This is a genomic window from Amorphus sp. 3PC139-8 (assembly GCF_040750475.1).
Classification (GTDB): Bacteria; Pseudomonadota; Alphaproteobacteria; order Rhizobiales; family Amorphaceae; genus Amorphus.
In genome coordinates this window covers 1-24,907 of sequence record NZ_JABJVY010000024.1, presented here as the reverse complement: position 1 = coordinate 24,907, position 24,907 = coordinate 1, and the positions used below count along the sequence as shown (strand labels likewise).

The window sequence follows — 24,907 nt, the reverse complement described above, 5'->3', positions numbered from 1 at the left end:
CAAGCAACTGTTCGGGCTTCGGCATGGAACGACGCAGTCCCCTGCTAATCTTCGGGCTTGTGCGCCAAGGCTGTAGTCGGGCTCTGCGTCGAAGGCTTGGGGCCGCCCCGAAAGGACGGCCCCAGAGACCTTAGTCAGTTTTCCTAGCAGGTCGGCTCCACACAAGGCTGTAACCGCCGTCCTCGTCGTCGAAGAGGTTGGCGTAGATCGGAGCGGTGAAGCTCGGATCGTCCAGCTTGAGGCCCAGATAGGCGCGGCCCTCGTTCGACTGCTTGGACCAGGCTGCCCCGATTTCGGCGCGGCCGACCAGGACGCGGTGGCTCGGAGCGTTCTCGCTGGTCTGGTTGACTTCGGGGACGATGCGGACGTTCTTGGCCTGCACGTTGAGGGTGACGATTTCGCCGGCGTATTCATTGCCGGACTTCTTGAAGGTGCCGATGGTTGCCATGGTAGTTCTCCTTGATCACTAGTTTCGAGCCCGCACCATTGCGGTCTCGATGGCGATCGGAGGGGCCGGAGGCGATCGACGGCGCATCGCTTGCGACCGCAGCGTCAGCGGAGGATGGCGATCCGGCGGGTTTCTTGGCTCGCGAGGAATGGCGGCGCAGCCGTCAGGGGAAGAAACCTGACGGGCGTCATTGCGCCATAGGCGATCGAGGCGCAGCCGGCCTTCGGCCAGATCAGCCCATTGAAGAGGCCGTTTGGAGCGGTCGGCTTACAGGGATCGTTCAAGGAGATAGTGGCGACACCGTGCGCTCAAGCTTCTGTCCGGCGAAGGAACGACAATCGTCTACTGCCATGCCGGCCAGCTCGCTTCGTTTCCGGCGATACCACCGGACGCGGACCCCAGCCATTCCCAGTGCTTCCCCGGCAGCGCTGGTCGGGGCGGCTTGTGCCATTCAGCCTGCGGGCGCCGATCCTCGACCGAACCTCGTCGGTCCGGCACTCACCGAGTGTCCGCCTCGCTCAGCCTTCGATAAGGGCGTGATGAAAAAACTCAGCCTCCCGTCCTGGCCCGCGACGGCGTTCAGACGCTGGCGGGGGTTTGCCCGGCGGGTTCGGGCGCGGCCATGGAGGTCACGCGCACGAACGCCGTGATGCCGACCGCCACCGCGCCGATCACGGAGAAGACGGTCTGCCAGGTTTCCGACGGCATGAGATGTTTGACGATGCCATGGGTTGCATGGAAGCCGGCGATCGCTGCCGGGGTAACGAAGGCGAGCGCGACGGCGAGTTTCATCCACATGGGTTGTGCGAACAGGATGAGGAACTGTCCGACGCTGAGCACCAGGCCGGCGCCGACAAGTCCGACAAGGACGCTGCCCGGCAGTCCTGCGCCGGTCTGATAGGCCCACATTCCGGCTGCCACCCCGCCGAGCGCGGGTAGAGCATAGGTGGCAAGCGTGAACAGCAGCCAGCAGACGGCGCCGATTGCAGCGATGGACCCGAGAATTGCAATGATCATGGTGGCGTCTCCGTAAGATGAGGTTCGAACGGTCGCGCCTCCACCACCATGGCGCAGTCAGAAGTATATCACAGTCACGATTTACCTTCGAGCGTAGAAGGACCGCTTCGAGCCCAATGTGCAGCAGGCTGCGGCGGTAATCGGACTTGTGTGCGTTACAGACTGACTGTGAGCAAGCGCACGCCCTGGAAAGGAGTAACGGTCATGATTGTCACGGTAGCTAAAGTGACCGACCTTGATCGGTTTCTGGAGATTTTTCGAACCGTGGGTGCTGACAAGCGTAGGAAGCACGGATGTCGGAGCGCCCGCGTCTACATCGACCCGGACGATGCTCGCCGGGTTTGGTCGATCTTCGACTGGGACGACAAGGACTACGCTGGATTTCTTGCGGACCCAGAGATCCCGGCTATCGCGCGACAGCTGCGGCTTCAGGAGCCGCCGGTTCACGCTGATGCTGCGATCGAACTTGATGCATGATCGCGACGCTGGGTGAGATTTTGACTTGGCAGGTCACCCTATCGCGGCTCCACCGCTAGATTTTGACAATCGGCGAGAATGCCGTGCTTTGGAGGCTGTCGACTCGATGAGCACCCGCGCTCGATGGTCAGAGTTCAATCATTCGAGCTGTGAACCCGTATGACGGCTTCAGCTCCGCTAAGTTTCCAGATCTAGCGGTTCATGTGAACCGCCAGACCGGAAGGCCGAGTTTTTTCGCCTTGTCGGCAAGGTTCTCCTGGATGCCGGTGCCGGGAAAGATCATGACGCCGATCGGTAAAACGTCGAGCATCTGGTCGTTGCGCTTGAAAGGTGCGGCGCGGCCATGCTTCGTCCAGTCGGGCGCGAAACCGATCTGGGGCACGTTGCGGTGATCGGCCCAGCGAGCGGCGATCTTTTCGGCGCCTTTCGGCGATTTGCCGTGCATCAACACCATGTCCGGGTGCTTGGCATGCACTTGGTCGAGCTTGTCCCAGATCAGCTTGTGATCGTTGTAGTCAGCGCCTCCGGAGACGGCGACCTTTGGACCCATCGGCAGGAGCACTTCGCGGTCTGCACGCTTGCGCTCTGCAATGAAGTCCCGGCTGTCGATCATGGCCGACGTGAGCGCCCGGCGGTTGACCTGCGAGCCGGTGCGCGGCGACCATGGCGACCCGGTGGTGCGCAGATAAAGGTCGGCGGCGCTATCGCGGAAGACTTCCAGGCTGTCGCGGCGTTCGATGAGACCTTGTCCGCTCTCGATGAGGCGTTCGAGCTCGACCGCCTTGATTTCGGAGCCGTCCTGCTCGCGCTGCCCGCGCTTCTGGGCCTGCTCGTTGTCGTCCAGTTTGCGTTCGAGCCGGTCGGCAGCGCGGTGAAACATGTTGACGGTCGACCAGAGCAGATCGTCGAGTTCGCCATCGAGGGCAGTATCCGCCATGGTGGCGATCAGGGCGTCGAAGATATCGGAGACGGCGCCGGCGATGACGTTGTCCTCCGGGACGAGGCGCGGGTCCGGACCGTGGCCGTCATGGCGGTAGCCGTGGAGTTCCAGTTCGCTCAGCGCGTGCTCGGTCGGCGAGGATTCGTGATGGGGCTCGAAGGTATCGTCGTCTTCATGCGCCATGGGGATGCTCCCTTGTCGGTTGGCCGCGCCCGCCGCGGCCTTCATGGCGCCGCAAGACGGCGGGCGGGCCAGGCCTGCACCCGGACGCGCGAGCGGACGGGCCGGAGCGTGAGCGGAGGATGGCGGAGGCCGGCGATTTTGCTTCGCGATGGAAAGGCCCGTAGGGGCCGCCGGAAAATCGTCGGCCGCAGCCATTGCCGGCCCGGCCCGGCTGCCGTCCGGTCGCCCTCTGAAGAAGGCCGGGGCGCGGCCCTCTCCGGCATCGGGTGGGAGCATCCGCGCGTGACGACGGTGATCCCGACCCCCAACCATGCCGCTTCCCGTTCAGGCCAACTGCGCGGTCTTCAGAAAGCGTGCGACATCCTGCGGGGCGAGTTGGACCCGAACCGATGCCGTGAGCGCATCCAGTCCGCGCAGCCGCAGATCCTCGTTGAGATCGCCCAGCATCGGCGCGATGGTCAGCGTCTCGATTCCCTCGGCCTCGGCGCGTGCGCCCAGGCTGTTACGCGCCTCTTCGCCTGCTGGATCGTCATCGCACACGATATAGAGGCGGCGCAGCGAGACCGGGAGTGTGAGGGCGGCGAGATGGGCGGCGGAAAGCGCTGCCGCCATCGGCAGATCGGGCAGGACGCATCGCAGCGACAGCATGGTCTCGATGCCTTCGCCGGCTGCCATCACCTCGCCCGCCACGCCGAAGCGCACGGCATTGCCGAGGAGGTCGCCCATTGCCCGTCGCGGCGTGTCGATCGGCGCCTTGCCGAGCCTCGCCTCGCTGAACCCGTTCGGATCGAGCCAGGTTCGATGGGCGCCGGTCTGGTGTCCGTCGAGATCGGTGACGGAGGCGATCAAGGCCGGCCAGGTCTGGGTCGGCTCATGCTCGTCGGGCCTGTAATAGCAACGAGGATGAAACTGAAGCGATCCTGTTCCGTGCAAAGCCGTAATGCCGCGATTACGGAAATACGATTCAGCAAGCGTGCCCGCGATCGGCTGAGCCATCGAAAACAGCCGCTTCGCAGCGAGTGGTGAACTCGTCGGTGCGGGCGCCTTCCGTTTATATCGTGATGCGGACTCCGGTTCGGGATGCGGTAGAGCGAGGAAGCGCCATGCCTCGTCGGCCACGTCCTTGAAATCGACAAGGCCGCAGCTCTCGCGAATGACATCGAGGAGATCGCCATGCTCGCCCGTCGCCGCATCGGTCCAATTGCCGGCAGGGCCTTTCAGCGAGTCTTTCAACCTGACGAACATCGAGCGACCAGGGGTGTTGCGGACATCGCCGACGATCCAGTAGCGGCCGCTTCTTCGTCCGCTCGACAGATACTCGCGGCAGGCCGCTTCTGCGTTTTGGGCGAGCCGCCGTGCGAGGTCAGCAGTCGTTTCCGACATTCCGTGCCTCCTTCCAAGAAAAAGGCCCGCGTCGCCGCGGGCCAGTGTTGCCAGGTCGGATGTCGCGCTATTCGGCGGCGATCACCTGAGATGCCTCCTCGGCACCCTCATTCTCGTCGGGGACGTCATCGGTGCGCATGGCCGTTTCGCCGCCATCGGTCGCCGTTTTCTCGACGGTCGGGTCCGGCGCCGCCGGTTCGACGGTGTTCTTGCAGTCACCAGCATCCGCTTCCGCGTTCCCCGGCGTGCGCAGCGGCTCTGGCAGCCAGCCGGTGTCGGTGAGCAGGGTCTCGGCCTCGGCGGCCATGTCGCCCTTCTTGAGATGGGCGATGCGGTCGGCGGCGCGTTCGCCTTTCGCCTCGGTGACAGCCTGCAGGATGCGCGCCTTGGTGACACGGCCGAAATAGCTGTCGACCGTGGGATGCCAGCCTCCCGCGGCCATATCGAGGCCGACCGCTTGTGCCAGCACATCGGCATGGGCGAGGGCCCGGGGGCGCCGGTTCCAGGGTTCGGAGACGGCGTTTACCGAGAGGCTGACGATGTGGGCGAAGAGGCTGGCCTGTTCCTGGCCGTCCCATGCCTGAAGTGCTGCCCACAGATCGGCCGGCTCCTTCGGCAACCGCTTGATCCAGGCCTCGTGGCGGGCGCGGGCTGCCTCCGCGATCACGCTGTCGTTCAGGCCCTGGGTCTGGGCGCTGAACCCGACGCTCTTCAGGCCGAGCTCGAGGCAGGTATCCGAGCCGTAGTGGTAGAAGACCGTCAGGGTCAGGGCGTGCAATGCCGCAACGAAGGCGATGTCGGGCCGTTCGGCGAGCGCGTTGCGCAGTCCAAGCGTGCGGTGGGCGGTGAGTTCCGACATCAGCCGGTCGGAGATTGGCGACAGGCCCTCGTCTTCGTCGGGCTCGGGCGGCTCGGAGGAACCGGTGCCTGCGGTGCCTTCCGTGTCAGGCTGCACCGCACTGTATTCATCGCTATCACCGCTGCCTGCGTCCGGTTCGGGCGCCACTTCGTCCTCAGGCCGGACGAAACCGCGCTCGACGCGCAAGCTGCCGTCGGGGGCGATGCTGACGAAGGCGCCGGCGCGGACGATCTCCTCGGGATCGAACCTGACCGGGCGGACCTCGAAAGCCTCGAGCGCCGTCTCGATCTCCCCGAGACGCTCGTCGACGTCGTCGGGCAACTCGTTGGCTTCGGCATATTTCTCTTCAAGCTGATCGTATTCAGCCTTCAGGGCATCGCGCGACGCTTCCTCCTCCGCGGTGAGCGGGATCCCCTCGCCCCGCAGTTGGCGGAGTCCGAAGGTGTGCCCGTAGGGGAAGTCGGGGGCGACGTCGATCCACTTCCAGCCCTCGGCGACGATGGACTCGGCTTCCCGCTTCAGCCTGTCGGTCACCATATCCTCGACGAGCGCGACCTCCTGGAGCCAGCCGCCATCGTCCGACTGGAACAGGTCGCGCAGCACAGTGCCCCCGGCCTCGACATAGGCATCGATGCCGATGAACTGGACACGCTTGTCGGAGGCCCGAACCGCGCCCTCGGTCAGCATGCGGCGGATGGCATAAGGCTGCTTGTCATAGGACTGCTGCAGGCGGTCGAATACCTGCTCCTGGCGCTCGTGGTCGCCGGACACGGTGAACGCCATCAACTGGTCGAGCGACATGCCGTCCTCGGCATAGATGTCGAGCAGTTTCGGCGAGACCGTCGCGAGTTTGAGCCTCTGCTTGACCACGTTGACGGAGACGAAGAAGGTCGCGGCGATCTCCTCCTCGGACTGGCCCTTCTCCTTCAAAGTGAGGAATGCACGGAACTGATCGAGAGGATGCAGCGGCGCACGCTGGACGTTCTCGGCGAGCGAGTCCTCCTCGGCGATGCCGTCCTCTCGCACGACGCACGGCACCGGTGCGGTCTTGCCTAGCCGCTTCTGCTTGACGAGAAGCTCGAGCGCCCGATAACGGCGGCCGCCGGCGGGGATCTCGAACATGCCGGTCTCGGTTCCGGCTTCGTCGGTGACGGGCCGAACGCTGAGGCCCTGCAAGAGACCGCGCCGGGCAATGTCCTCGGCGAGTTCCTCGATCGAGACGCCAGCTTTGACGCGGCGAACGTTCGCTTGGCTGAGCACGAGCTTGTTGAGGGGGATGTCGCACGACGACGACAGGATGATCTTCTTGGATGCGGTTGCCATGATGATTTACTCCGCGACGGGCGCCGAGAGCCTCTCTCTCGACTTCCGACCCGTCACGGAGCAGGGCACAGCCCTCTCACTTTCTCGTTCCAGATAGGGCGGAGGGTGGCCCGGGCGGGCGAGACGTCATCGGCGTTCCCGCAATGCCGCAGCGGCGGCTTGAAGGAGCCGTTCGCTCTCCACAATACTCCCCGCCTGTCGTGCCGCTTCGGCATAGACCGACAGCGGGAACGCGGCCTCGAACAAGATGTCGCGTTCGATGGCCATGCCGAAGGGTAGGCGCACCAACCCCAGCTCAGACAGGCTGAAAGAGCCGAGCTCCGGGCTGCCGAAGCCGAGATCGGCCAGTCCGAACAGGGTATCGCCATCCGCATCCAGCTCCGTGGCGAGCCACGTGCCGCCGCCGACGGGGTTGAAGAACTTGACCATTGGCACGTGGTCGACGTCGCACTGTCCGCCATTGGCAAGCAGGCGATCGCGCAGGTCGTCGGTCAGGAGGATCATGCCACCCTCCTGTCGCAAGCGCATTCGTCCTGGCCGGTCTGCCGTTCGTTGTCCGGCACGAACGCCAGCAGCCAGTCGGCGGCCTTGCTCGCCTGGCTGGCGGCGCGCACGATGGCGCGGTTATCCTCGCGCAGCACCTCGAGCCAGGAGCCAATGTAGTCGGCATGCCGGACCGTCGGCACGATCCCGAGCGAAGCACAGCAGAAGGCAGCGCTGATCTCAGCGACCAGCTCCTCGAAGGCGTATTTCTTCGAGCCGAAGGAGCCCGAGAGGTCGCGACCGAGCCGGGAGGGATGGCCCGTCGCGTGCCCGAGCTCGTGGAGCGCCGTGCGGTGCCAGTTGATCGGCTCGAAATAGGCCTGCGGGGGCGGCACTTGCGCATAGTCGTGGGCCGGCACGTAGTAGGCCCGATTGCCGCCGATGCGGAAATCGATACCTGTCGCCTTGATCAGAGCCTCGATGGTGGGCTCGATCAACCCCTCCGGAACGGGCGGCGCGGATGTCGCTACGTCCTCCGGCAGGTTTTCGCACTGGTCGGTATTAAAGACGGTAAACCGCTTCAGGAACGGGATCGCCTGCGGGGCCTCGCCGGTCTCAGTCGCGCGTTGCTTCTCGTCCTCGGGTACGAAGCGGTCAGCATAGACAACGGTCGTGCCGCGCTCGCCCTTGCGGACATTGCCACCGAGCGAGAGTGCCTGGCGAAAGGTGAGCCAGCTCTGGCCGCCGAAGCCGCGCTCGATGACGGTGCCCCAGAGCAGGAGCACGTTGATTCCCGAATAACGCCGTCCGGTCGCGGCGTTCTGCGGCATGGCAAGCGGCGCCTTCGCCGCCGCCGTCCCCCAGGGCTGGACCCAGGGTACGCGGCCAGCCTCCAGTTCGGCGCCGATCTTGTCGGTGATTTCGGAATAAAGGTTGGTCCGGTCGCGCCTGGCGCCGGTGCTGTGCTTGTGTCTGGACATCGCGGTTCTCCGCGACGGGCGCCGAGAGCCTCTCCCTCGACTTCCAACCCGTCACGGCAAACCGGTCCGCACTCTTACTCTCGTCGCTCACAGCTCCGCAAAAGCGTCGAGGCTGAGAGATGCAGAGGCGGAAACGCACATTCCCGCGCCAGGGATGGATGCCCGGGAAGGGGGAAGACCCGTCAGGGGCTTCCGCGCAAGCCGACAGCCCGGCCCGAAGGGCGACGCTAACGACAGGAACTGGTGGCTCGGTCGCGCAGGCTTGCCCCTCATCAATAACTTCCCTTGCACGGCGCGGCTAAAGTAGACAAAATGGCTCAAACGGGGCGTTGGGATTCTCAATGAAAACAATGTCTGCCAAGGAAGCCAAGAACGGCTTCGGCTTGCTTCTGGACACAGCGCGGGCCGAACCCGTGACCATTGAGAAGCACGGCCGGCCTGTGGCCGTGGTTCTCTCGACGGAAGCGTATGAGCGCCTTTTGATCGGTGCGAGCCGGAAGAAGGCTCAGGCAGCTAGTGGTGACGATGATCGAGAAGGGGCATAGCCCATGCCGCGCAGGCGCTGATGAGCCAGTGACGGTAAACGAAGGACTTGCGGCGTTATGGTATCGACAGCCAGTAAGCTTCAAGAGGAAATGGGGGCACGGAAATGAAGCTCACTGACAACGAAATCAGAGATATCAACAAACATCTGGAGGCGGGCAAGCCGCTGCCAGACAAATACCGTTTCCTCTTGTTTGATGAGAAACGGGAGGTCGAGCTGGTCTGGAATGGCAAGACTGGCGAAGTCTGCAATGTCGTGCTTCCGTTTCAGACGATCGAGCAGGTGGATGAACCCCGCGCCGAGAAACCGTCTGAGGCCGCGCTACAAGGATCGCTGTTTGACCTAGATGCGCGAGGCCGTCAGCTCAAAGGCTGGACCAACAAGCTGATCTGGGGCGACAACAAGCTGATCCTGTCTTCCTTGAAGAATGGTCCGTTGCGCGATGAGATCGAGCGCCAGGGCGGTCTCAAGCTGATCTACATCGATCCACCTTTCGATGTCGGCGCAGATTTTTCCATGGACATCGAGATAGGTGGCGACACCTTCACCAAAAGGCCGAACATTCTCGAAGAGATTGCTTACCGTGATACATGGGGAGATGGGGCGGACAGTTTTATTTCTATGCTCTATGAACGTCTAATATTGATGAGAGATATTTTGGCGTCGGATGGAAGCATATACGTCCACATGGGTCCAGCTATTAGTCATTATATTCGCGCTGCATTAGACGACGTTTTTGGTAGAAAATATCATCGAAGAGAAATAATCTGGAAAAGAGTATCTTCAAGAAGTCATGGTAATTATTATCCAGCCACGCACGATCATATTCTTTTTTATTCTAAGACGGAAGATGTAATTTGGAATCAGCTATATGAGCCATTAGGGTCTGAATATGTAGATGCAAAGTACCGCCACGAAGACCCAGACGGCCGGCGCTATCGGAAGGATAACTGTCTAAATCAAAATCCTGATCGTCCAAATTTAACATTTGAATGGAATGGACATTTCAAAACCTGGCGGTGGACAAAAGAAAAAATGCAGGAGCTGCATGATCAAGGCCGTCTCATCTACACAAAAAGCGGCATGCCGGAATATAAGAGATACTTAGACGAATCAGAAGGAATCGCTCTGCAGTCGGTTTGGGCTGATATAAATCCAGTGAATTCACAGGCACGCGAGGACACTGAATACCCCACACAGAAGCCCGAATCCCTGCTTGAAAGAATCCTTAGTGCGAGCAGCAACGAAGGTGACCTCATCGCCGATTTTTTCTGTGGTTCCGGCACCACTGCCGCTGTTGCTGAGAAGCTTGGTCGCAAATGGATAGTTAGCGACCTTGGCAAATTCGGTATTCACACCACACGCAAGCGCATGATCGGTGTGCAGAGGCAACTAAAGGCCGAGGGCAAGGACTACCGGGCCTTTGAGATCCTCAATCTCGGCAAGTACGAGCGCCAGCATTTCATCGGCGTGAACCCCGATCTACGCGAAGAGCAGAAGCAGCAGCAGGCGGCCGCGAAGGAGGCGGCATTCCTGGAACTGATCCTGCGCGCCTACCGGGCTGAAAAGATCGAAGGCTTTGCCACCTTCCACGGCAAGCGGGCCGGACGGCTGGTCGCGATCGGCCCAGTCAACCTGCCGGTGACACGCCTGTTCGTCGAAGAGATCATACTGGAGTGCCGCAAGAAGCACATCACCAAGGTCGATATTCTCGGCTTTGAGTTCGAGATGGGTCTGTTTCCCAATGTTCTGGACGAGGCGCGGGCCAAGGGCATCGACATTGCGCCCAAATATATCCCGGCCGATGTCTTCGACAAGCGCGCGGTGGAGCGCAACCAGGTCGTGTTCCATGACGTGGCCTTCATCGAGGTCAGGCCGCATGTGAAGGGCGACACGGTGGCGGTCGAACTTACTGACTTTTCGGTTTTCTATTCGCAGGACTCCGTTGCGAATGCCGAGGCCAACCTGAAAAACAAGGCGAGCCGGATCGTTGTCGAGAAAGGCCAGATCGTGAAGGTCACCAAGGACAAGGACGGCATCGTCACCCGCGAGACGCTAACCGAGAACTGGACGGACTGGATCGACTACTGGTCGGTGGATTTCGACTTCGAGAACAAGCGGGAGATCATCCGCGTCCAGAATGCCGAGACGGGCGAATGGGAAGAGCAGTGGACGGGCGAGTACATCTTTGAGAACGAGTGGCAGAGCTTCCGCACCAAGAAGGACCGCTCGCTGGAGCTGACGAGCGTCGCTCACGAATGCGCGCCGGGCCGGCGCAAGGTTGCAGTCAAGGTCGTGGACATCTTCGGCAATGACACAATGACCATCGTCGAGGTTAATGTTGGGGGGAAAGGCTGATGGCGCTGCACCCGGACTTTCCCGATTCCCCGCACGCGATTCTCGACCCCGCGATCCGCTGGTTCCCAGCCGATGAGGCACTCCGCGAAACCGGCATGGACAAGCTCATGCCGCCGCTCGTTGCCCAGCTTCGCAAGAAGGTGAAGGAGTTTCGCGACGGCGGTTATGTCGGCGCATGCGACACCAGCAAGAGCCTGCTGAACTGGTGGTTCAAGGAACCGCATCTTTTGCCGCAGGCTGACGGCACGATGGCGGAGTTCCAGTATTTCTTCGCCCAGCGTGAGGCGCTGGAGACGATCATCTATCTCTATGACGTTGTCGGGGTGAAAGACAAATTCGACCTGATGCGCTTTGACAGTTCTGGCGCTGTGTCGGCAGGCATGTTCGATGAGACCTGGCGGCGCTTCGTCCTCAAAATGGCAACCGGCTCCGGCAAGACCAAGGTCATGAGTCTCGCGCTGGCGTGGAGCTTTTTTCACAAGCTCTATGAGCCGGACTCCAAGCTCTCGCGCAACTTCCTTGTCATTGCCCCGAACATCATTGTGCTCGATCGCATCTATCATGACTTTCAGGGGCTGCGTATCTTCTTCGACGACCCGGTGCTGCCCGACAACGGCTTTGACGGACGCAACTGGCGCGATGATTTTCAGCTCACCCTGCACAAGCAGGACGACGTGCGCGTCACCCAGCCCACTGGCAACATCTTCCTGACTAACATCCACCGCGTCTATTCGGGCGATGACATCCCGCCGTCGCCCGACGATGAGAACACGATGGATTATTTCTTCGGCAAGCGTCCGACGGGCGCGACGACGGATTCCAGCGTGGACCTCGGCATGATCGTGCGCGACATCGACGAGCTGATGGTGCTCAACGATGAGGCGCATCACATCCATGACTCGAAACTGGCCTGGTTCAAATCGATCGAGGACATCCACAACCGGCTATTGCAGAAGGGCGGCGAGCTTGCGTTGCAGGTGGATGTGACAGCCACGCCCAAGCACAACAACGGTGCCATCTTCGTGCAAACTGTTGCCGACTATCCTCTCGTCGAAGCGATCTCCCAGAACGTGGTCAAGCATCCGGTCCTGCCCGATGCCGCCAGCCGGGCCAAACTGTCCGAACGCCAGAGCGCCAAATATACCGAGAAGTACGCCGATTATATCGATCTCGGGGTGATCGAATGGCGCAAGGCTTATGCCGAGCATGAGAAGCTGGGCAAGAAGGCCATCCTGTTCGTCATGACCGACGACACCAAAAACTGCGACGACGTGGCAGAGTACCTGGAAGGTCGCTATCCTGATCTCAAAGATGCCGTGCTGGTCATTCACACCAAGAACAATGGCGAGATATCCGAGGCGCAGACCGGCAAGGCGAAGGAAGAACTGGATAAGCTGCGCGAGCAGTCCAACAGGATCGACGAGCCGGACAGCCCTTACAAGGCGATCGTGTCGGTGCTGATGCTTAAAGAGGGTTGGGACGTGCGAAACGTCACCACCATTGTCGGCCTGCGCGCATACTCGGCCAAGAGCAATATCCTGCCCGAACAGACGCTGGGGCGGGGCCTGCGCAAGATGTATCCCGGCGGCCTTGAGGAATATGTCAGCGTCGTCGGAACGGACGCGTTCATGGATTTCGTGGAATCGATCCAGGCCGAGGGCGTGGAGCTTGAACGCGCCGCGATGGGCGAAGGCGCGAAGCCGAAGACGCCGCTTGTCGTCGAGATCGACATTGAGAACGACAAGAAGGACATCGAGGCGCTGGATATTGAGATCCCGGTACTCACGCCCCGTATCTACCGCGAATACAAGAACCTTGCCGATCTGGATATCAGCGCTATGGCGCATCAGCGCGTGCCTTATCGGCAATTCAGCGAGGAAGAGCAGCGGGAGATCGTCTTCAAGGACATCACCACCGGCGAGGTGACCCACAAAACGATCCTCGATACGGCGGGCGCCGCCGATTATCGCAGCGTCATTGGCTATTTTGCCCAAACCGTGATGAAGGAACTGCGACTGGTCAGCGGCTACGATGTGCTCTTTGGCAAAATCAAGTCGTTCGTGCAGTCGGAACTATTCGACCAGGCCGTCGATCTTGAGCATCCCAACACGCTGCGCAACCTGTCAGAGCTGGCAGCCACCAAGACGCTGATTGAGACTTTCAAGAAAGCCATCAATGACCTGACCGTTCGGGACAAGGGCGATGCGGAAATCCGCGATAGCATCAAGCTGCGCCAGACGCGGCCTTTCGTTGTGAAGGACCAGGGCTATCTCATTCCGAAAAAGAGCGTGTTCAACCGTGTCATAGGCGACAGCCATCTTGAGCTTCAGTTCGCGAGCTTCCTGGAAAACTGCCCCGACGTGGTGTCCTACGCGAAGAACTATCTCGCGGTCCACTTCAAACTCGACTACGTAAACGCTGACGGCAATATCTCGAATTACTATCCCGACTTTCTCGTCAAGCTCGATGACAAAAACATCGTCATTGTCGAAACCAAGGGTCAGGAAGATCTCGACGTGCCTTTGAAGACCGCGCGCCTCAGGCAATGGTGTGAGGATATCAACCGGGTGCAGTCGGACGTGAACTATGACTTCGTCTTCGTGGACGAAGAGGGTTTCACGAGCTACAGCCCCAAATCCTTCGCCGACCTTGCGACGAATTTTCGCCAGTACAAGGATGAATAAGACGGAATGACGCTGCGCCTCATACATACGTCGGACTGGCAAATCGGGAAGGTTTTCCGCTTTGTCGATAATGCGACGATGGGGCTGCTCCAGGATGCGCGCCTGCGGGCGATCACGCGCCTTGGCGAGCTTGCCGGGGAAAGGGGCGCGCAGCACATACTCGTCGCCGGCGATGTCTATGACATGGAAGCCTTGTCGCCACGCTTGCTCAATCAGCCCCTTGAGCGCATGCGCAATTTCAACGGCGTGCAGTGGCACCTTATACCGGGCAATCACGATCACTACCGTTCGAACGGGCTTTGGGACCAGCTCCAGCGCAAAGGGCTGCCCGCCAATGTGCACATTCACACCGTGCCGGAGGCGGCAATCTTTGAGGATGATTCGCTCGCGCTGTTGCCGGCGCCGCTGCATCATCGGCGCATGCTGGAAGACCCGACCGCTTATATGGATGACGCGGACCTGTCTGACGAGTTGGTGCGCGTAGGGCTTGCCCACGGCACCATCACCGGCTTCGGGTCTGACGACAAGGATGTGCCCAACTATATCGCACCGGACCGCCCCGCGCGGGCCGGCCTGTCTTATCTCGCCCTTGGCGACTGGCACGGGCAGAAGAAAATCAATGACCGCTGCTGGTACAGCGGCACGCCGGAATCGGACGCCTTCGATGTGATTGGCGGCGGCCAGGCCCTTCTTGTTGAGATCGACGGGCCGGCAGCGCCACCGACGGTGTCACCGCTGGCGACCGGCCACTATACGTGGGAACGTCTTGCGGAGCAGGTTGGCAGCCGGGCCGATATAGACCATCTCGCTGGAAAGCTGCGGGGCGTTGCGGACGACCTTGACCGCGTGCTGATTCATCTGACGGTCGAGGGCGCGCTGTCCCTGGAGGACCGCCAGTATTTCCAGGAGCAGATCGTTGACGGTGTTTCGGCGGCGTTCTGCTTTATGCGCGTTGACGACCGCCGCCTGTTCCCGCGTCCCACACCCGAGGACCTTGATCAGATTGATCGGGGTGGATTTGTCCGCGCCGCCGCCGACGAACTCCAGCGATTGACCGAAGAGGGTGACGACGCCGAGCGCGGCATCGCCGCCGAAGCGCTGCAACGGCTCTATATCGAGCACATGAAGCTTGATGCGGGGCAGCGATGAAACTGCGCTCCCTTGCTCTCAACCAGTTCAAGAAATTCACGGTGCCGACGCGGCTCGACGATATCGAGGACGGCCTGAATGTCGTGGTCGGCCCTAATGAAATGGGTAAATCGACCTTGCTTGATGCGTTGCGCGCGGCGCTCTTTGAGAAATACAGCTCAAAGGCCCAGCCGATCGTCGCTTTGCAGAATGACCGCAACCAGGCCGGGCCGGTTGTCGAACTGGCATTTGAGCTGGACGACGGCGTGTACCGGGTAACGAAGCGGTTTGTGAAAAAGCCCTATGCCCGCCTGTCATGTCCGGACGGGCGCACACTTGAAGGCGATGCCGCCGAGGAAATGCTGCGCAGTCTCCTTGGTTTTGACGAAGCCGGTAAGACGGGTGCAAAGGCGGAAACGCTCGGCATGTGGAATGTCCTTTGGGTCCAGCAGGGGCAGTCCTTCGGTGCGCTCGATCTTCCCGAAAGTGCGCGATCGAACCTGCACAGCGCCCTTGAAGCGGAAGTCGGCACCGTCCTCGGCGGCCGGCGCGGACGGGCCTTGCCGCAGGCAATCGAGAAGCAGCTTGGCGAACTGGTCACTGCGGGCAACGGCCGCCCGCGTGGTGCGTATAGGGACCTAATCGAGAACGCCGAAACGCTTCAAAGCGAACTTGACGGCTTAAGCATTCGCCGGCAGGACCTAGCCAAAACGCTTGATGACCTTGAAGAAGCGCAGGAAACGCTGACGCGCCTGTTGACCGGTGACCGCGATCAGGCCGATCAGAGCGAACTTGCCGAAGCGCGCAAGAGGCACGGGCAGCTCGCCGAGCTGGAAGGGCGCATTGCAGCGGCGGCCAGTGACCTGGAACTGAAGAAGCGTAATCTTGAACAGGCCGAAAAGGTGCAAACGGAACGTACTGGCCTGAAGGACACTATTGCCGCTGAAGAAGAGGCCGTTGATCGGGCCCGTCAGCGGCTGGAAGATGTGCGCCGGCAGGAAAAGGACGCCCGTGCGCAGCTGGAGACATCGCGGACCGGAGTGCGTGAAGCCGAGGCCGCGGTCACTGCGGCTGATGAAGTCGTTTCACGACAGCGCCGTACGATGGATGCCGTGGATAGGCACGTCCGGATTCGTGAGCTGGAGAGCCGCCTCGCCAAAGCGCAGGCGGCCGAAAAGCGGCGGCGCGAAGCCCAGCAGAGCGCGGCCGCAATTCTGGTTACGGACGATGTCATAGAGGCGATCCGTAGCGCGGCGAAAGGGCTTGGAACAATCGAAAGCCGCCTGAGCGCCGCCGCCACCCGGATCGCTTTCGATATGAGCCCGGACGAAATGTCGGGCATCGAAATCGACGGCCGGGTGCTGCCGGCCGGGCAGCGTTCGGTGCAGGCCATTGAGCCGATGACGATCGCGATTCCCGACCGTGGACGGATTACAATCGAGCCGGTCATTCAGGATCGAAACAAGTTACTCAATCAACAGCGCGACGCGAAAGCCAGGCTGAAGGAGACGCTGCAGGCGGGTGGCACCAAGAATGTGAATGACGCTGAAAATCAATATGCCCGGCGCGGAAAGCTATTGCAGGCAGCAGAGTTAGCGCGGCAGGAGGCAGAACTGCATGCCCCAGCCACAGACGATCATGATGCGGGAGCGCAGGCGCTTTCCGACTATATCGATGGTCTCCGAAAAATCCTGGCGCGGGAGATGGATGAACTCGACATCGAGGAATTGCCGCAGCATGCCGAAACCGAATCCGCGCTACGGGACGCTGTTGAGCAGGCCGACGAGGCGCGCGGCTCTGTAAATAGCGCGCGAGCTGCGCTTGGCGGTCCGGAGGACAATTTAGGCCAGCTTCAAACCGAACTCGGCACTGTCAAGGCACGGTATGATGACGGCACGGAACGACTCGAAACGCTTCGCCGCCAGCTTACGGGCGCGGAAAATGAGCTTTCTGATGATCAGCTTCAGAAAAACATAGACGCTGCGCAGGCCGAGCTGTCTGAACAGGAGACAGCCGTCGCGACGCTGGAGGCCCAGCGTACGGACGAAACAGTTCCGCAGTTGGCGGCCCGCATCGCCCGCCTTGACAAGGCCATCCAGGACAGGCGCGAAAAGCGCGGCAATCTCAAGGAGAAGATCGCCGGACTCCGGTCGCATGTGGAAGTGCTGGAAGGCGCCGGCCTTGATGAGGCCATTCAGCAAAAAGCGCGAGAGCTGGAATTTTGCGAGGAAGAACGCCGCCGGTCTGAACGCGAGGTGCAGGTTCTCAGCCTTTTGCTGTCAACGCTGCGCGCCGCTGAGCAGGACGCCAAGGAACGGTATCTGTCGCCGGTACTCAATCGCGTCCAGCCCTACCTGCAGCTTCTGTTTCCGGGCGCGGAAATCACAATTGACGAAAATTTGCGCATCGTCGGCGTGGTCAGAGACGCGGGCTATGAGGAAGCCTTTCATCATCTCAGCATGGGAACCCAAGAACAGATTGCCGTCCTGATCCGGCTCGCATTTGCAGAAATGCTGGTCGAACAGGGTCATCCGGCAACCGTCATTCTCGATGATGCGCTTGTGTTCTCGGACGACCGGCGGATGAGCCGCATGTTTGACATCCTCAATATGGCGGCCCGGAACGTCCAGGTGGTTATTTTTACGTGCAGGGAGCAACTGTTTGAAGAGCTCGGGGGCCGCCAGTTGCTGTTACAGCCTGGAACCAGCGAAGAACTGGTATCGGCGTGATTATGAAAGAGGGGTATTGAGTCGTGAAAAGTTCTTCAGTCTTTACCCCAAACCTGATTTTTGTCGTCGAATTATGCACCGCACATGGGGAGCGATCCGATGGCATTTGAGCAATTGCTTGAATGGACGGCCAATCGGCCCGAATGGCAGCAGGATGCCTTGCGCCGGCTCGCACAATCGGGCGACCTCACAGATAAAGACCTTTTGGAATTGCGGCTTCAGATCGAGAATTCTGCCGGCTTACCTGTTGAGAATGTGCCCGCGCCGGTCCCCCTTGCAGCAGGGCATCTAAGCGAGGCGGCCAGCAATCAGCCAAAAACCGTACTCGCCTCACTTGGCCCAGTTCAACGTATTGATCGTTTGGCCGGCGACCAGCCGCCGCTGCGTTTCGCTGTTAACGGTGTCACACTTATCTACGGTGCCAATGCTTCCGGAAAGAGCGGGTACTGCCGTATCACAAAGCAGTTGTGCCGTTCATTAAGTCCCGGCGAACTCCGCGGCAATGTTTATGACGAGAACCAGGGCGAACCGCCTGAGATCGCAGTGGCATTCCGCGTCGGAGATGACGATCAGCCAAAGCAGGACATGATTTGGGCGGGTGACGCACAGCCCCCGGCAGAACTGGCCCATATTTCCGTTTTCGACACGGCGAGTGCCAGAGTCTATGTGGACAAGAAGCGGAAGATCGAGTTTCTGCCATACGAACTCGATCTGTTGAACAAGCTCGGGCTTGGGTGCCGCGCCCTCGATCAAGGATTCAGAGAGCGGGAGGCGACGGCAAATGCCGCTGTCAACACGCCCTTGCCGACCGGCTATACGGAAGGAACGGCCGTTCACGCGGCCATTGCCAAGCTCATTACAACGACCGCTCTCGACCAGCTTCCAAGCGAACAGGAGTTGCGTGCACTCGGATCATGGACGGAAGAAAAACAGGCCGAACTCGACCGCGTAGCGGAAACGCTGAGCAATGATCCGGCTGCCTTGATGCGGCTGCGGACTACTGCGAAGCAAGCCCTTGAAACCATCAAAGAAGAAATCTCGAAAGCCGTCAATAATGTTGGCGATCCCGCCATTCTGGATATCCGCAGCAAACAGCAGGACGCGCAAACGAAGGCGACGGCCGCCGAAGCGGCAGCAAAAGACATGTTTCGCGATCAGCCGATTCCCGAACTGGGATCGGAAGTTTGGCGGCAGATGCTGATATATGCCCGCGATTTCGCGACATCGGTCTTTACCGACAAGGACCCGCCACAGCTTGCGACCGGAGGAATTTGCGTTCTGTGCCAGCAAGAATTGGACGAGGAAGCCGTCCAGCGGATGACCGCGTTCGACAGCTATATTGCAGGACGCGCGGCTGAGGAAAGCGCCGCCGCCGCACGCATTTTCGAGGATCTTCGAGGAACGGTTTTGGCGCTCACCCTGAGAGGGAAACGTGAAATAGACACGCTGCTCGCCGGATACGCAGCCTTGAGCGATGCCACAAAGCAAAATGCGACCGTTATCTCAGCCTTTATTGAAAAGGCCGGGGAGCGGCTGGAAACCGTCAAGGGAGTCCTGAGGGAGAACACCTATGACGAGTTGGACGCCCTGGAGCCGTTACCCGCTTCCCCGGCGCAGCTCATTGATGACGAAATCGTCCGTCTTGAGCAGGAAATAGCCCAACTAGAAGACGTAGATCGGGACGAGAACGCCATCGCCAAGCTCAGGGTGCGGCACGCCGAACTGTCCGACCAGAAACGTCTGAGCGAAGAAATCGAAATCATTGTCGAACGACGGAACAAGCTTGAAGAGCGCCACCGCCTAGGTACATGCCGCAGTGAATGCCGGCTTACGGCTATCACCCGCCGTATCACCGATCGGCGCCGCGAAATCCTTACCCCCGCACTCAAAACCGCATTAGATAACGAGTTGAAGACATTGCGGCTCACGCATATTCCGCTCAACCTAGCAGATCGCGGCGATGCTGCCGAAAGCGTCGTCGAGGTCGCCCTGACCGCCCAGCAGCGCATCGCCAACAACAGCGACGTGCTGAGCGAAGGGGAGCAGCGTGCCTTGGCGCTCGCCTGTTTTCTAGCCGAGCTGGGAGAACTCGGCCACGATCACGGGATCATTGTCGATGATCCCGTTTCTTCCCTGGACCATACGCGCATGCAGGCCGTTGCCGAACGGCTGGCCGAAGAGGCAGCGAAGGGGCGGCAAGTCATTGTGTTTACGCACAACATACTTTTTCACCACATGCTGCGGACGGAAACCCGGCGTGCTCGGATTGCGTGTCACAACGAGTGGATGAGCAGTTTGGGCAATGACCAGTTTGGTATCATTGACGATTCACGCAAACCGCGTCAGATGAAAAGCGTTCCTGAGCGGTTACAAGAGATCGATCGGGACCTTCAGGCATTGATCGACGCTGGGTACGATCATGCCGACGAAAATTTTCGTTCGCCTGTTGTTGGCCTCTATACGCAAATGCGCGACACATGGGAGCGCGTGGTAGAAGATATCCTGTTCAATCGGGTTGTTCAGCGCTTTCGCCCAGAGATCATGACGCAGCGCCTCGAAGAAGCCTGCATCAATCCTGAAGCCGACTATCCGGTAATCTTTGAGGGCATGAAGCGCTGTTCCCACTTTTCAGGCCATGATCCAGCAGAAGACCTGCCACCCGAACTTCCCGAGCCGGAACATATCCGTGGTGACTTTGATGAACTGAAGGGGTTTTTCGACGCGGCAAACGAACGCCGGAAAAAGCTGAGAAAAACGCGGCCTTATGAGGAAGGCCTGGAACCGGTCCTCCTTTAGGAGCAGCAGATCGGCCTGTCGTCTCGAACCACGGCTTCGCCAAGCTTTCAGCGGCCCAAACGCCACCTTACCCCCAAGCCGTTTTGGTCCGCTCGGGCGTACGGTAATGCCTTTGGCTTTCCCGTCATGGACTTGCGGGGGCGCGGCACGATTTACGTGCAATCGCGCAGCATCATTGACTTGTGATGATAAATCATCATATACTTGTGATCGTGCGACACGGTTAACTTGTAACAGTGCGTGGGTAGGCTGACATGGTCACACCAAATGAGAAACTCGCGGCGTCGCTGGCGCAGCTCCAAAAGCTTCAGAAAGACGGACGGCGGGTCTTCCGTTCCGGCGAGCTGACGCGCATTCATCGCGAGCGGCTGGTCAGCAGCGGCTTCTTGCGCGAGGTGATGAAAGGCTGGCTGATTTCGTCCAGCCCTGACGCCGATCCCGGCGATACGACGCCGTGGTTTGCCTCGTTCTGGGAGTTTTGCGCGGCCTACTGCACCTTTCGTTTCGGTCCGGACTGGCACCTGTCGCCGGAGCAGTCCCTGCTGCTTCACGCCGAAAACACCGTCATTCCGCAGCAGGTCATCATCTATACGCCCAAGGGCACCAACAACACGGTCGATCTGCTGTTCGGGGCGTCGTTGTACGATCTGCGGCAGAAGGAGATGCCGCCGGATGCCGATCTGGCAACGCGGGACGGGCTGCGTCTGTTCGTGCCGGAAGCGGCCCTGGTGCGGGTGCCCGAAGCGTTCTTTGAACGCTATCCGGTCGAGGCGCAGGTCGTGCTCTCCGGCATCCGCGATGCGTCCGATATTCTGGGGCGGCTGCTCGATGGTGGTCATTCCGTCGTGGCCGGGCGCTTGGCCGGTGCCTGTCGCCGGATCGGCCGCGACGAAGTGGCTGACGAGATTCTGCGGGTGATGAAACGCGCCGGTTACGCCGTGCGTGAATCCGATCCGTTCGAGCCGGAACAGGCGTTTGGTACGCTGAGCCGGGCGCAGGCGCCGATCGTCGGACGGGTGCAATCGCTGTGGGAGGCGATGCGTGATCCGGTGCTGGCGGTCTTTCCTGACGCCCCCGGCCTGCCGAAGGACACCAAAGCGTACCTGTCCTTTGTTGACGACATCTACCAAAACGACGCCTATCACTCGCTATCGATCGAGGGTTACCGCGTTACGCCGGAGCTGATCGAGCAGGTGAGGGCGGGCGACTGGGACCCGGATAATCATGACGCAGACCGGCAGAGCCGTGATGCGCTGGCCGCGCGCGGTTACTGGCAGGCGTTCCAGCTTGTACGGTCGGCCGTCGGCGAGATTATTGGCGGCGGCGCAGCGGGCGCGCTGGTGCGCACCGCGCACCGCGACTGGTACGGCGAGCTGTTTCAGCCCTGCGTGGCGGCGGGCCTGATCGCGCCGTCGGCCCTAGCCGGCTATCGCAACGATGCGGTATTCCTGCGGGGCTCGCGGCACGTGCCGCCGCGGCATGAAGCCGTGCGCGATGCTATGCCGGCGCTGTTCGATCTGCTGGAGCAGGAGGGCGAACCGGCCGTGCGCGCGGTGCTCGGGCACTGGCTATTCGGTTATATCCATCCGTATCCGGACGGCAACGGCCGTATGGCGCGCTTTGCTATGAATGCGATGCTCGCCTCGGGCGGTTATCCGTGGACCGTCATCCGGGTTGAGGACCGGGACGCCTACCTGGCGGCGCTGGAGAGCGCCAGCATCGATCAGGATATCGCGCCGTTCGCGCAGTTCGTGGCCGAGCGGGTGCAGTGGTCACTGGAGCAGGCGGCATAGATGTGTGGCGAGAATCGTGCGGGAAAAAAGAGTAAAGTAACCACGGTAATGATCGTATTCAGCAGGTGTTAAGGAGCGTATGTTGACCTAACAAGAAAGGCTGATCGTTGAGAATCAGACATATTGAGATCAGGAACTTCCGCGGCATCAAATCCCTTTCCTGGCATGTAAAGGGTGATTTTTGCTGCATCATCGGGCCGGGCGACACCTGCAAAACCACGATCCTGACAGCGTTTGATTATGCTCTTTCGCCCCGCACGTCGTTGTCATTCGAAGACTCCGACTTCTTCGCTCAGGATGTCGATCAGGACATTGTTGTCCAGGTCACGCTGACCGACTGGGACGAGACGCAGCCCAGCATCCGCAAGTTCTTTCAGGAAAGTAAATTCGCACAGTATAAATGCGGTCTCGATGACACGGGACCACTGGTCGAGCCGCGGGAAGGCGGTACGGTCGCTGTTTCCGTATCCCTGCGTGTTGACGGAAGCCTTGAGCCAAAATGGTTTGTCGTCAAAGGGCGCGATGAAGGCGAGGCTACTGAAAGAAAGCCGCTCTATGCCGCCGATCGCGGCGCCTTGGGCCTGAGCCGCCTTGATACATATTCCGACTATCACTTTACGTGGGGCCGTAACACCATCCTGACGCGCCTCAGCGCCGACAACGAGGGCAATCTTGGCGCCGTGCTTTCCGGCTTGGCCCGCGAGATGCGTCAGGGCGATATCTCGGGCCACGAGAGTATCGCCGAGTGCCAGGGTGTGGCTGACACGATAAAGCAGGAATCCGGTGATGCCGGCGTCAAGCTGACGGGGCTTTCGCCAAGGATCGACATTCAGCGCCGGTCCATGACGGCTGGGGCCCTTTCTTTGCACGAGGACAATGTCCCGGTGCGCAACAAAGGCAGCGGGAGCAAAAAGCTCGTTGCTGCCGCCATGCAGATGAAGCTGCATGGCGGCAAGAACATTTCGCTGATCGATGAAATTGAGGTCGGCCTTGAGCCGCACCGCATCAGGGGATTGATCTACAGGCTGCAAAATACGGGGCAGCAGATTTTCACGACCACGCATTCACCGGTCGTCATAAGGGAACTCGATGTTGCCAAGGACGAACTGTACGTTTGCCGGCGCGATGCGGCTGGAACGGTCAGTCTCGACAGCCTTGCGGTCGTGCCCGCCATCCAGGGACCGGTCCGCAACAACGCCGAAGCGTTTCTCGGCAGCAAGATCGTGGCCTGCGAAGGCCCTACGGAAATGGGCTGTCTCCGTGCCTACGACCAGTATCGTTTCAAAGGCGGCAGCACCCCTGTCTGGAGCCTGGCCACTTCGTATTTCAACGCCGGCAGCGGCGGCCAGATAAAGGTCGTTTGTCCGAAGCTTCACGCGCTCGGCTACCGCACAGCGGCCTTCTGCGATAACGACGCGCAGGACCAACTTAGCGATGCCGAAGTGGCTCGATTGCGCGCGGCGGCAATCCACGTTTGCCAATGGGACGCCGGCAATTCGACGGAACGGCAGCTTTTTCATGATCTGCCCTGGACGCACATTCCCGGTCTTCTGACGACCATCGCGGACAGTCACAGGACGCTTGATTACGCCACGATCATCGATTGCGTCATAAAAGAGCCGCGCGTCATAGCTCAAGACCTGGGCGCCGATCCGGCCGCCTGGCCGGAGAGCCCTCTTCTCAGGCAGGTCATGGGCGAACTGGCCCACGAGCGCAGTTGGATCAAGAGCATCGGCTATGCCGCCACTGTCTTCTATTTTGCGCTTCCTCTGCTTCCCGACACGAGCGTGATCAAGTCCCGCCTGGGCCTACTGTGGGACTGGGTACAGCATGAGTGAAGAGGTCTATGAAGCTATCGCCCGCTCGTCATCCGGGTTCGTTGAGTCACCGGCCGGCTGCGGAAAAACTGAGGCCATCGTCAGGACGGTCGGGACGTATTGTTCCGACCCGCAATTGGTCCTCACGCACACACACGCCGGTGTCGATGCATTGCGGCAGCGTTTCCGCAAGCATCAGGTCCCCACAAATAGATACCATGTTGATACGATTGCCGGTTGGGCCTGGAGCTGGGTCCGCAAATATCCCGTGAATGCGGTATATGAGGGCCCCGGCGACATTCCTGAATGGAACGATGTTTATGCCGGTATGTCGAACCTTCTGGTGAGGGACTTCGTTAAGCAGGGCGTCCTCAACTCATATGCGGGCGTCATTGTTGACGAGTACCAGGACTGCACTGTCCCGATGCATGAGCTGATCGTTCAACTCAAATGTCTTCTGCCCTGCCGTGTCCTTGGCGACGACCTGCAGGGCATTTTCGGCTTTCGGGACGATCCCCTCGTGGCCTGGACTGATATGCAGGGGGCGTTCGCCAACGACCTTGGCACCCTTGAAACACCACACAGATGGATCAATGCCGGCAACGAAAATCTCGGCCGCTGGCTGCTTCGCGAGCGGCCTGCCTTCCGCCAGAGACACGAACCGGATTTCGGCGGCTCTACTGTCGACAGGACCCGTGTCCAATATGGCGATCTTGGCAAGGAACTTCTTCGTCTGACTGAAGAGAGGGCGGGCAGAATCTGCATCATCGGTCCGAAAGCGCGGCGTCTGAATGCGGCGGTTGAAACCGTCCTGGTCAAACGGGCATACCGGGTCCTTGAGCCCAATGACTTAACCGCGCTCCGCGATCTCATCCTCGCACTTGCCGATGACCTGCCCCAACGAAGTGGTCCAGTTTCAGTCTTAGTGCATGACGGGTGTTGGAGCTACGACCGGGGTGGCCGGC

General features: G+C 60.5%; 16 protein-coding genes and 1 pseudogene. 10 read left to right on the top strand and 7 right to left on the bottom strand.

Annotated elements, in window-relative coordinates; all coding sequences use genetic code 11:
* Window positions 1-130 precede the first annotated feature (130 nt).
* Together HNS03_RS19570 and HNS03_RS19565 are read right to left on the bottom strand one after the other, a co-directional pair.
* On the bottom strand, window positions 131-448 hold the full coding sequence (locus HNS03_RS19570) for a DUF736 domain-containing protein (protein WP_367197745.1): 318 nt from the start codon (window positions 446-448) through the stop codon (window positions 131-133).
* A gap of 579 nt (window positions 449-1,027) precedes the next feature.
* Window positions 1,028-1,465 (bottom strand): hypothetical protein, encoded by a 438-nt coding sequence (locus HNS03_RS19565; RefSeq protein ID WP_367197744.1) that lies wholly within the window; start codon window positions 1,463-1,465, stop codon window positions 1,028-1,030.
* A gap of 204 nt (window positions 1,466-1,669) precedes the next feature.
* On the opposite strand from HNS03_RS19565, the gene HNS03_RS19560 reads away from it, so the two are divergent.
* Window positions 1,670-1,942, top strand: a complete 273-nt coding sequence (locus tag HNS03_RS19560; protein ID WP_367197743.1) for a hypothetical protein — start codon at window positions 1,670-1,672, stop codon at window positions 1,940-1,942.
* A 199-nt stretch (window positions 1,943-2,141) separates the two neighbouring features.
* On the opposite strand, the gene HNS03_RS19555 is transcribed toward HNS03_RS19560, so the two are convergent.
* From HNS03_RS19555 to HNS03_RS19535, 5 genes are all read right to left on the bottom strand, one after another.
* Window positions 2,142-3,065 (bottom strand): DUF2493 domain-containing protein, encoded by a 924-nt coding sequence (locus HNS03_RS19555; protein WP_367197742.1) that lies wholly within the window; start codon window positions 3,063-3,065, stop codon window positions 2,142-2,144.
* 324 nt (window positions 3,066-3,389) lie between these two features.
* Complete coding sequence (locus tag HNS03_RS19550; protein ID WP_367197741.1) at window positions 3,390-4,448, bottom strand: toprim domain-containing protein; 1,059 nt, start codon at window positions 4,446-4,448, stop codon at window positions 3,390-3,392.
* A gap of 67 nt (window positions 4,449-4,515) precedes the next feature.
* Entirely contained in the window at window positions 4,516-6,630 is a 2,115-nt protein-coding gene (locus HNS03_RS19545) for a ParB/RepB/Spo0J family partition protein (protein ID WP_367197740.1), read from the bottom strand.
* Between the two features lie 126 nt (window positions 6,631-6,756).
* Window positions 6,757-7,134 carry a DUF2958 domain-containing protein gene (locus tag HNS03_RS19540; RefSeq protein ID WP_367197739.1) on the bottom strand — a complete coding sequence of 126 codons (378 nt, stop codon included), beginning with the start codon at window positions 7,132-7,134 and terminating at the stop codon, window positions 6,757-6,759.
* The gene (locus HNS03_RS19535; protein WP_367197738.1) at window positions 7,131-8,093 is read right to left on the bottom strand and encodes an ArdC family protein; all 963 of its coding nucleotides are present in this window, start codon (window positions 8,091-8,093) and stop codon (window positions 7,131-7,133) included. The genes HNS03_RS19540 and HNS03_RS19535 overlap by 4 nt, the downstream gene beginning before the upstream one ends.
* A gap of 341 nt (window positions 8,094-8,434) precedes the next feature.
* On the opposite strand from HNS03_RS19535, the gene HNS03_RS19530 reads away from it, so the two are divergent.
* From HNS03_RS19530 to HNS03_RS19490, 9 genes and pseudogenes are all read left to right on the top strand, one after another.
* Window positions 8,435-8,638, top strand: coding sequence for a type II toxin-antitoxin system Phd/YefM family antitoxin (locus tag HNS03_RS19530; RefSeq protein ID WP_367197737.1), 204 nt, complete (start codon window positions 8,435-8,437; stop codon window positions 8,636-8,638).
* Between the two features lie 104 nt (window positions 8,639-8,742).
* Complete coding sequence (locus tag HNS03_RS19525; RefSeq protein WP_367197736.1) at window positions 8,743-10,995, top strand: site-specific DNA-methyltransferase; 2,253 nt, start codon at window positions 8,743-8,745, stop codon at window positions 10,993-10,995.
* Window positions 10,995-13,679 carry a DEAD/DEAH box helicase family protein gene (locus HNS03_RS19520; protein ID WP_367197735.1) on the top strand — a complete coding sequence of 895 codons (2,685 nt, stop codon included), beginning with the start codon at window positions 10,995-10,997 and terminating at the stop codon, window positions 13,677-13,679. Before HNS03_RS19525 ends, HNS03_RS19520 begins: the two co-directional genes overlap by 1 nt.
* Before the next feature lie 6 nt (window positions 13,680-13,685).
* Window positions 13,686-14,828: an exonuclease SbcCD subunit D gene (locus tag HNS03_RS19515; RefSeq protein ID WP_367197734.1), complete on the top strand. Its 1,143-nt coding sequence runs from the start codon at window positions 13,686-13,688 to the stop codon at window positions 14,826-14,828.
* Complete coding sequence (locus HNS03_RS19510; protein ID WP_367197733.1) at window positions 14,825-17,536, top strand: AAA family ATPase; 2,712 nt, start codon at window positions 14,825-14,827, stop codon at window positions 17,534-17,536. The genes HNS03_RS19515 and HNS03_RS19510 overlap by 4 nt, the downstream gene beginning before the upstream one ends.
* A 99-nt stretch (window positions 17,537-17,635) precedes the next feature.
* Window positions 17,636-20,332 (top strand): AAA family ATPase, encoded by a 2,697-nt coding sequence (locus HNS03_RS19505; protein ID WP_367197732.1) that lies wholly within the window; start codon window positions 17,636-17,638, stop codon window positions 20,330-20,332.
* A gap of 254 nt (window positions 20,333-20,586) precedes the next feature.
* Window positions 20,587-22,125 (top strand): Fic family protein, encoded by a 1,539-nt coding sequence (locus HNS03_RS19500; RefSeq protein WP_367197731.1) that lies wholly within the window; start codon window positions 20,587-20,589, stop codon window positions 22,123-22,125.
* A gap of 107 nt (window positions 22,126-22,232) precedes the next feature.
* Window positions 22,233-23,963: an ATP-dependent endonuclease gene (locus tag HNS03_RS19495; RefSeq protein WP_367197730.1), complete on the top strand. Its 1,731-nt coding sequence runs from the start codon at window positions 22,233-22,235 to the stop codon at window positions 23,961-23,963.
* Window positions 23,956-24,907: pseudogene (locus HNS03_RS19490) on the top strand (hypothetical protein); the annotation flags it as partial. The gene HNS03_RS19495 and the pseudogene HNS03_RS19490, both read left to right, overlap by 8 nt.